The sequence below is a fragment of the uncultured Chryseobacterium sp. genome (assembly GCF_913776365.1).
Lineage (GTDB): Bacteria > Bacteroidota > Bacteroidia > Flavobacteriales > Weeksellaceae > Chryseobacterium.
The window spans coordinates 1-9458 of sequence record NZ_CAJYMO010000357.1; the positions used below are offsets into that span (position 1 = coordinate 1).

Consider the following 9458-nt stretch of genomic DNA (forward strand, 5'->3'; position numbering starts at 1 on the left):
TTTTCAAGGTGCAGATCGAGGAAAAAGGCGATGTGCTCAATTATCAGGACATCCCATACCTGATGTCTCCGCTACACAAAGATTTTTCCGCAACCTATGAATTCCGGGGAAAACAGCTTAAAGTGCAGGCCATAGACTATGTGCAGAGAAAAAAAGACAGCCTGGTAGCAGAGCCCAACGGCGCAGAATACCTTCACCTGGTTTCTACCGGGCAGACCGGAAGGCAGAACATCTACATCAAGCCGGGAGAAACGAAATCCATCAATGGAACCCTGGTTACTTTCAACAGAGCGATTGAAGGCGCCGTGGAATTTAAAAACGAAGGCGGCAAACTGTTCATCAAAACGCCGGTAGACGCTACCTATATGACCATGGCCACCCAGGCTACAGGGAATACGGCAAAGAATGAATTCCAGCCTTTGGCCCTGAGAAGCCTCTACAGCATCAACGAACTAAAGCTGGTTGTGCCGGAAGGACTGAAAAAAGGAAGGCTGATGGCTATTGAGGGCGACCGTAAAAAAGACCAGAATGTTCCGGATGTATTGACAGTAGAAATCCAGGGCCCTAAAACAAAACAGCTGGTAGACCTGTCAGTGGAAAAGGGAAATCCGAATGCCTATAAGCAGGTTACCATGGACGGACTGAACATCATGGTAGGCTTCGGACCTAAAATTTACAATACGCCTTTCGCGCTGAAGCTGGATGATTTCGTGATGGAAACCTATCCGGGCAGTTCATCGCCAAGTGCTTACGAAAGCCACATCAAAATTGTGGATGAAGGTAAGGAAACGCCTTTTAAAATTTATATGAACCACGTTCTGAATCACAAAGGATACCGGTTTTTCCAGTCCAGCTTTGATCCGGACAGAATGGGAACCGTACTATCCGTAAACCACGATTACTGGGGAACCCTGATCTCCTATATCGGATATGCTTTCCTGTTCGGAGGACTTTTCTTTACTTTCTTCTGGAAAGGCACCCATTTCTGGAAACTGAACACGATGCTGAAAGAGATCAATAAAAAGAGAGCAGCGATGCTGGTCCTGCTGTTCCTGAGTCTTGGGCTGAATGCGCAGAAAATTGAAACCCACGGAACAGATGACGGAAGCGGTACGCACGTTCATACAGAGGGTGAGCCGCACAATCATACGGCAGCCCCGGAAACAGCCCCGGTTCAGCAGAACTCACTGGCAGCTCCGCTGACCCGTATGAAAAGGATTTCTGCCGATGAGATCATTGCCCGTAATAAAATCAGTAAGGAACATGCCGACAAATTCGGATATCTTCTGGTACAGAATATTGAGGGAAGGATTGTACCGATCAATACCGAAGCGTTGGATGTCCTGAGAAAACTGTATAAAAAAGACGAGTTCAAGGGAACGAACGGAGAGTCGCTTACGGCCAATCAATGGTTCCTGTCTGTAAATACCGACACGCCAAGCTGGACAATGGTTCCGATGATCAAAGTGGGAACAAAAGGCGGTGATGAGCTGATGAAAAAAACCAATGCCGACGAGGATGGATATACTTCACTGATGAATCTTTTCCCGGCTGATGCCAACGGAAATCTCTCTTACATCCTGGAAAATGACTACAATACCGCTTTCCGTAAAAAGCCGGCTGAACAGACCAATTACGATAAAGAAGTAATTGCCGTAAACGAGAGGGTGCAGATTTTCAACGGATTTTTCAGCGGGCAGTTCATGAGGATCGTACCGGTGAAAAATGATGCCAACCATACCTGGAATTCATGGCTTGACCAGAAAATGGAGCCGGACATGGAATCCCAGCAGGTGATGGGGCCTTACTTTGCAGAAGTCCTACAGGCACAGAAAAGCGGCAACTGGACCAAGGCAGACCAGGCGCTGGCCGGACTTTCCCGGTACCAGCAGAAATGGGGGAAAGCAGTAGTCCCGTCTGAATCCAAAGTAAACATTGAGGTTTTCATGAATGAAATCAACATCAATTTCAAACTCCTGATCTTCTATACCCTGATCGGAGGACTGCTGCTGATCTTAGGTTTCGTGGAACTGTTCAGACCGAAAAAAGCACTGAATACAACAATCAGGGTACTGATTTACCTGGGCGTTATCGGCTACATCTGCCACTTCTTCGGACTGATCGCTCGATGGTATATTTCCGGCCACGCACCTTGGAGCAATGGTTATGAAGCGATCATCTTTATTTCCTGGATAGGAATCACGGCAGGCCTTATGTTTTACTTCGGTTTCGGGAAAAACAGAAATATCAATCTGGCTCATACACTATCTTTAGCGGCGAGATTACTGGGCGCCAGGAACCATTCCAATGCACTGATTCCGGCTGCCGGTTTCATGGTAGCGGTCATCATGATGGGTTTTGCGCATGGAGGTTCAGCGCTTGATCCGCAGATCACGCCGCTTGTTCCGGTACTGAAATCCTACTGGCTGATTGTTCACGTCGCCATTATCGTATCCAGTTACGGCTTCTTTGCCCTGTCAATGATCATTGCGGTGATCAGTCTGATCTTTTATATTATTTCAGATCAAGAAAGATATAAAATTCACCATGACACAACACTGAAGGAGCTGGTAATCGTTTCTGAAATGTCTTTAACCATTGGATTGTTTGCCTTAACCGTAGGGAATTTCCTGGGCGGGATCTGGGCCAATGAATCCTGGGGAAGATACTGGAGCTGGGATCCGAAGGAAACCTGGGCGTTTATCTCCATTATGGTCTATGCATTCGTTCTTCACATGAGGCTGGTTCCCGGACTCAGAAGCAGATGGGCCTTTCACGTGGCGACCATGTTTGCCTTCTGTTCCATGGTAATGACCTATTTTGGGGTGAACTATTACCTCAGCGGACTTCACTCCTATGCGGCAGGAGATCCGGTTCCGGTTCCGGCCTGGGTGTATATCGGCCTTGCCACGATGCTTGCCCTGGCTGTTGCATCCTATGTGAAATTCAGGGTCCTGACCAGAAAATAGATCAGACAAACCTGTAAAAATTAAAAAATCCCGGAAAGCTTTTCCGGGATTTTTTATAGGTATTGATCTTACAAGATCATACAGTCATCTTGTTTTTTCGGCAGATGACTGCAAAGCATTTTATTTTATGCTGTTATCCAACTGAATTAATGTCCTAACAGGCGAGGCCTGTCCGCTTTGATAAATTTGAATCTGATACTTTGATCGGGTTTCAAATCCTTTACGGAACTCATCAGATTTATGTACAGGAGTAACTTCTACAGAAGATCATGTCTTCATTTTTTACAAAATACTGCTGACTGTCATTCAGGCATCCGGCCTCTTTCTTCCAGCATGGTAATATGGTCAATTCTTCGGGTTCATGTAAGAAGAGCACAAATAAGGCAACCGGATGATTTATTTAAACCTTATGTTCAATGAAATAATATCCGATTTCATTCCAATGGATTTAGTATAATGACCGTACCTGATCTCCGCCATGGTAAGCCTGGAAATCCCGAACAACCCTTCTTTAGGTGTAATCCTTATTCCTGCTCCGTAAAAATGACTGTTAAAGCCGGACAGGTCATAATTGCTGGTATAGAAATCATCAAATGCCGTATGCTGCTGGTACGGGGCGAAGTACCGGGCTGCTTTCTGTTCATAGTACCTGTAAAAAGGACTGACCGAAACAAAAGGTGAAATCTTAACGGGGGTTTCGAGGCTGAATGTATTTGACTTCAGTCCCCAGGTATCAGTATAATACCGGTAATAGGCTCTCAGGATAATCTTGTCTCCTAAGAAATAATTGGCCCTGACTCCCAGCGGAATTTTAAAGCGTTTATCCGGCAGAGCTTCCTGATGTACCGACTGGTCATTGAAATAAACCCTGTGGAACGGCAGGCTCAGGTAGCCCGTCTGCTGCACACCGTCTGCCAGCAGCTCCACCTGGAAATTCTGATTGATAATCTGCGAATAAGCCAGAGAGAGCGCATACGTATTCCTTCCGCTTGTACCGCCATTGTCGGCCGTTCTGAGCTCAATAGGGGCAATCAGCTTCACCTGATCCATATAGGCCTGGAATTTGGCGGTAAATTCGCCCATCCTGTTTTTTGTTTTCTGGGAAAACCCGATATTTGCACTGTATGATTGATAGTCGTATTCAAAAGAAGTAGAAATGCCAGCCATAATTGTAGTTCCTTTATCCGCATTTTCACGGCTCCAGCTCAGGGCAGGATAAATCCGGTTGTCAGAATGGGATGCGGAAGAATTGGCTTTCAGGTCAATCATATCGGAAGAGGCAGAAGTATAGTGGTCTATTCCGGCACTCAGTCCGAATCTGTTTTTCCTGCCTTTTGTGTCGTACTTCAGTACGGTCACCTCAATGGTATTGGAAAGGTCGGATAATTTTTCAGTTCCTGTTCCGCCGGTTACTGCAGAATTGTTTCCATCCTGGCTGTAATAACTGGATACCAGATTGATCTCGTCGAGCGTTAGTTTCTTTGACTGGGCGCTGTCTCTTTTTTCCTGTCCTTCAACATGAAGAATTCCGAAAAGTGCCGCAATGCTTATGATGATTTTTTTCATTGTTAAATCTGAATTGAATTGTCCTGTTATCCTTTAATTACAGCCGCAGCCGCCACCCACTTTTCCCGCATTGGCACCTGAAGAACCTTCCCGGTAGGATTGGAAGCTCAGTTCCGTTTTCTCGATCGTCCTGTTTCCCAGCGCCATTTCGGCATCGTTAAGTTTATTTTTTTCATATTCCTTTACGGTTATACAGGACTGCAATATGCCCAACAGGAGGAACATGAAGAATACAACTGCTGTTTTTATAATATTTTTCATTTTTTTTAATTTTTAGATTAATCAACCGAAGATTACTTTAAATTGATATTTTTGGAGGAATAGATCCGGTTATCTTCATCAATGATGATGCATTCCAGATGGTTGATCTGATTTACCATATTCAGTGCAGCCTCAATACCCATAATGCTTACGGGAGTTGCCATTGCATCGGCAATCTCTGCATTGGGACAGAAAACCGTTACGCTCTTTACACCGGAAACCGGCATTCCCGTTTTGGGATTGATGGTGTGCGAATATCTTTTGCTATTGACGGTAATAAATTTCTCATAATTTCCTGAGGTGGCCACTGCCATATCGGTAATATTCATAAAGGAAAAAGGCTGCCGGGAATTATCCGGATCGGCAATACCTATGGTCCATGCTTTGCCGTTGGCCTGTGTTCCCCATGTGGTAAGGTCGCCCGAAGCATTTACAATTCCGGAGCCTACACCGCGATTGCGAAGTACCTGCTTTGCCATTTCCGCCGCATATCCTTTACCGATTCCCCCGAAGCCGATCCGCATGCCTTCCTTTGTAAGAAAAACGGTCTGGTCAGTCGGGTTAAGGATGATATTCTGATAATTTACGAGCTTCAGGTGCTCCCTGACCGTTTTTGGATCCGGCAGCATAGTCATCTCTCGGTCGAAATTCCAGAAACGTTTATCAATTCCGCCATAGGAAATATCAAAATAACCGTCCGTAATACGGCTGATTTTAAGGCTTCTTTCAATCAGTCCGAAAATTTCCCGGCCTACACGCACAGGTTGTACTCCTGCATACTTATTAATAAGGCTGGTCTCGCTTTCGTCACTGAAGGTGGTCAAAAGTGTTTCAATTCTCCGGATTTCACCGATGGCGGACTCAAGATGAGCTTTTGCTGAATTTTCATCATCGCTGACCACGGTAAGCTCAAAAGCATTTCCCATCAGCCTTTCCGGCCTTCTGAATTCTTTCAGCATCCTCAAGGCTTCCGGCTGTCTTTTATCGCTCTGATTTCCCTGCTGAATGCAGCCGCATCTTCCGTAGGAAGGCCTTCCCAGCTTTTCAGGATCTTTCCATCAGCGTCAAGAAGAACAGTATACGGAAACATTCCTTTTGGATTGTACTGATCGGCAAGGATGGAATTTTCCTTTTTCAGTTCCTGAGAGAGCTGGTTCTTTTTATTTCTGGGAAAATCTGCATTGATATACGTAATGATATTTTCGGTTTCCAGTTTCCTGAATTCATCGTTCTCTATAATGTTCTTATGAAGCCTGATGCACGGGATGCACCAGTCTGAGCCGGAAAAATTAAGCAGGATAAGCGCTTTATTTTCTGAAGCCGTTCTCCGGGCCGTTTCCAGGCGGCCCTGGGCCTGGATGCCAACAGCGAATACAACCATCAGTATGGCTGAAAAAAGTGTTTTCATTTTTAAATGGAATTGAGTGTGTTATTTATCTGAAAAAAATAACCTGACAGAAATCTGAATCTGATCAGATTATGCAGCAATCAGTGATCCCTGTAATCTCGGAGGCTGCCAGGCAGAGCTGCGGAAACCTTCGTAACACAGATCAATATCTTTGGAAGGAATTTTATGCAAAACCGGTAGTATGAAAATATCCTGCGGCAGTCCTATAATGAGTCTCTGGGCAAGCGTAAAAACCAGGACAAGCGGAACTGAATGGACAATAAAAGGAAGTTTCTGATCCTGACTGTAATCACGGTCTTTCACCGGATGGTCATAATGGTTCTTTACAAATGCAGTAACCGTCATTTCCGGATTCAGTTTCTTATGTTCGATATAATGCCCGATAAGTTCGGGAATCTTTATAAGCTGGTACAATTCAGTCGTAACAACCAAATACAACAACAGAAAGAATATGGAAATCAATTTTTTCACTTACCCAAAAATATAAAATGTTTCGTTAAGAATGATTTTAAATATCATTGATTTTATAAAGTTTCGATTCAGCGAGTATACACAACATTTTTAATGATAACGGGATTCCGGATGTTATATTGCAGGAATAACGGATAAGCCATATAAAAAGCAGGAAGTTATCCTGCTCTGTTTCTATAATTGAGGTTCTTAATCAAACATCGTTGTAAAATAATTGCTGATCACGGTCCAGAAGTTTTTCCCCAGAAAGTAAATCAGGGTAGAAGTAATGATTCCCTTCACGGTAAAAAATATAATTCCTCCGATCCCGAATTTTTTGACCATGCTTTTCCACCGGGAGCTTTTCTTTTCCTCTGCAGGTTCCTGTACCGTTTTGTTTTCTTCCATGTCAGAAATTCAAATGATTTGATTGCCTTACAAAGATAGCATGTTTGGAATGATTCCAAATAAGAAATACGTTAAAAAAATTAAAATTTTGCAGTTCGCGTAATATTTTTAACTTTAGGGAAAACGAAAAGCAGAATTTTTATGTCTAAAAAAGAAAATGATTTTGGGATTGAAGAAAGCCTGAAAAACCTGGGGATTAAAGATGAAAATAAGGGAACTTCAACGGGTGGGGACTATTTTGCCTCCGGGAAGATCCTGGAAAGTTATTCGCCGGTAAACGGAAAGCTCATTGCCAAAGTACAAACTTCCGGAAATGAAGATTACCGGCGCGTGATGGAAACAGCTGAAAAAGCCTTTAAAGAATTCCGGCTCATTCCGGCGCCTAAGAGAGGGGAAATCGTAAGGCAGCTCGGGCAGAAATTAAGACAATATAAAGACGATCTCGGAAAGCTGGTTTCCTACGAAATGGGAAAATCACTTCAGGAAGGACTGGGAGAAGTCCAGGAAATGATCGATATCTGCGACTTTGCCGTTGGCGTATCCAGGCAGCTGCACGGGTATACCATGCATTCCGAAAGACCGGGACACAGGATGTACGAGCAATACCATCCGCTGGGAATTGTAGGAATCATTACCGCTTTTAATTTTCCGGTAGCCGTTTGGTCGTGGAATACGGCACTGGCATGGATCTGCGGAAATGTTACGATATGGAAGCCGTCCGAGAAAACTCCGCTCTGCGCCATTGCCTGCCAGAATATCATGAATGAAGTACTGAGAGAAAACGATCTTCCCGAAGGGATCTCCAGTGTGCTGGTAGCAGACCATGAAATCGGGCAGCAGCTGGTAGACGATAAGAAAATAGCACTGGTATCATTCACCGGTTCTACAAGAGTAGGCCGGATGGTTTCTTCTAAAGTGGCGGAACGTTTCGGGAAATCTATCCTGGAGCTGGGAGGAAACAACGCGATCATCATTTCCAAAGAGGCGGATATTGATATGGCCGTTATCGGAGCGGTTTTCGGAGCAGTGGGTACAGCCGGGCAGCGGTGTACTTCTACCCGCAGGCTGATTATCCATGAAGAGGTTTACGAAGAAGTGAAAAACAGGCTGGTCAGTGCTTACGGGCAGCTTAAGATCGGGAATCCGCTGGATGAATCCAATCATGTAGGGCCGCTGATTGATAAGGATGCCGTGCGCCAGTATGAAGCCTCCATTGCAAAATGTAAAGAAGAAGGCGGAAATTTCGTTACGGAAGGTGAGGTTCTGCAGGGCGAGGGCTATGAATCCGGATGCTATGTAAAACCGTGCATTGCCGAAGTGGAGAACTCCTATGGGATCGTGCAGCATGAAACCTTTGCGCCGATTTTATACCTGATCAAATACACTACGCTTGAAGAAGCCATTGCCCTGCAGAATGATGTGCCACAGGGACTGTCTTCCGCCATCATGACCCAGAACCTGAGGGAAGCCGAGCTTTTCCTTTCCCATGCAGGATCAGACTGCGGAATCGCCAATGTGAACATCGGAACTTCAGGCGCGGAAATCGGAGGTGCTTTCGGAGGTGAAAAGGAAACCGGCGGCGGCCGTGAATCGGGTTCCGATGTCTGGAAGTATTATATGAGAAGACAGACCAATACCATCAACTATACCGACAGCCTTCCACTGGCCCAGGGAATTAAATTTGATTTGTAAGAAAGTATTTAGTAAGTGAAAAAACAATGATCTGGCAGAAACCCGGCTCCTCAGATAATCTCTGCAGACTCCGGGCCTGCTGCCAAATCGCAAAATTTATGAGAAAAATGGAACAGACAACAATTGATAGGCAAGCCAGTAAAGTAAAGGAAACCGTTGGCCGGCATGTGCTTGCAGATGGTTTTGATTTCGTAATGGATATCGAGAAATCCCATGGTTCATGGCTTTATGATAAACTGACAGACCGGGAATATCTCGATATGTTCTCCATGTTTGCATCAGCATCAATAGGGTATAACCACCCGTATCTGATGGAGCATTCGGAGTGGCTGGGCAGGATGGCCGTGAACAAACCCACTCTGGCCGATGTTTATTCCGAAGAATACGCGCATTTCCTGGAAGTTTTTGAAAGGGTAGTGATCCCGGAGGAACTCCAGTACGCATTCTTCATTGAAGGCGGGGCCCTTGCCGTAGAAAATGCAATGAAAGCCTGCTTCGACTGGAAGACACGGAAGAATTTTGAAAAAGGACTCGACATTGAGGCCGGAATCTGTATTCACTTCAGACAGGCATTCCACGGAAGAAGCGGGTATACCCTGAGCCTTACCAATACCACAGATCCCAGAAAATACCAGTATTTCCCAATGTTTGACTGGCCGCGGATCCTGAATCCGAAACTGACTTTCCCGACGACCGATGAAAAC

At 45.0% G+C, this 9458-nt stretch carries 9 protein-coding genes; 3 read left to right on the forward strand and 6 right to left on the reverse strand.

Going from position 1 to position 9458, the window contains the following annotated elements; genetic code table 11:
* On the forward strand, positions 1 to 2969 hold a 2969-nt coding region (ccsA, locus tag QZ735_RS19060; protein ID WP_294252077.1), incomplete at its 5' end, for a cytochrome c biogenesis protein.
* Positions 2970 to 3365: 396 nt separating this feature from the next.
* Here the strand turns inward: ccsA and QZ735_RS19065 are convergent.
* The 6 genes from QZ735_RS19065 to QZ735_RS19090 all read right to left on the reverse strand — a co-directional run bounded on the left by QZ735_RS19065 (position 3366) and on the right by QZ735_RS19090 (position 7062).
* Positions 3366 to 4535: a DUF3570 domain-containing protein gene (locus QZ735_RS19065; protein ID WP_294252079.1), complete on the reverse strand. Its 1170-nt coding sequence runs from the start codon at positions 4533 to 4535 to the stop codon at positions 3366 to 3368.
* Between the two features lie 33 nt (positions 4536 to 4568).
* Positions 4569 to 4760, reverse strand: a complete 192-nt coding sequence (locus QZ735_RS19070; protein WP_294252096.1) for a DUF4266 domain-containing protein — start codon at positions 4758 to 4760, stop codon at positions 4569 to 4571.
* Positions 4761 to 4828: 68 nt separating this feature from the next.
* Positions 4829 to 5755: an FAD:protein FMN transferase gene (locus QZ735_RS19075; protein ID WP_294252081.1), complete on the reverse strand. Its 927-nt coding sequence runs from the start codon at positions 5753 to 5755 to the stop codon at positions 4829 to 4831.
* Between the two features lie 2 nt (positions 5756 to 5757).
* Positions 5758 to 6204 carry a thioredoxin family protein gene (locus QZ735_RS19080; RefSeq protein ID WP_294252084.1) on the reverse strand — a complete coding sequence of 149 codons (447 nt, stop codon included), beginning with the start codon at positions 6202 to 6204 and terminating at the stop codon, positions 5758 to 5760.
* A 69-nt stretch (positions 6205 to 6273) separates the two neighbouring features.
* Positions 6274 to 6675, reverse strand: coding sequence for a hypothetical protein (locus tag QZ735_RS19085; protein WP_294252086.1), 402 nt, complete (start codon positions 6673 to 6675; stop codon positions 6274 to 6276).
* 189 nt (positions 6676 to 6864) lie between these two features.
* A complete protein-coding gene (locus QZ735_RS19090; protein WP_294252088.1) occupies positions 6865 to 7062 on the reverse strand; it encodes a hypothetical protein in 198 nt (65 codons plus the stop codon).
* A gap of 141 nt (positions 7063 to 7203) precedes the next feature.
* On the opposite strand from QZ735_RS19090, the gene QZ735_RS19095 reads away from it, so the two are divergent.
* Together QZ735_RS19095 and QZ735_RS19100 are read left to right on the forward strand one after the other, a co-directional pair.
* Positions 7204 to 8754 (forward strand): aldehyde dehydrogenase family protein, encoded by a 1551-nt coding sequence (locus tag QZ735_RS19095; protein ID WP_294252090.1) that lies wholly within the window; start codon positions 7204 to 7206, stop codon positions 8752 to 8754.
* Positions 8755 to 8861: 107 nt separating this feature from the next.
* Positions 8862 to 9458: aminotransferase class III-fold pyridoxal phosphate-dependent enzyme (locus QZ735_RS19100; RefSeq protein WP_294252093.1), on the forward strand; the 597-nt coding region annotated here is incomplete at its 3' end.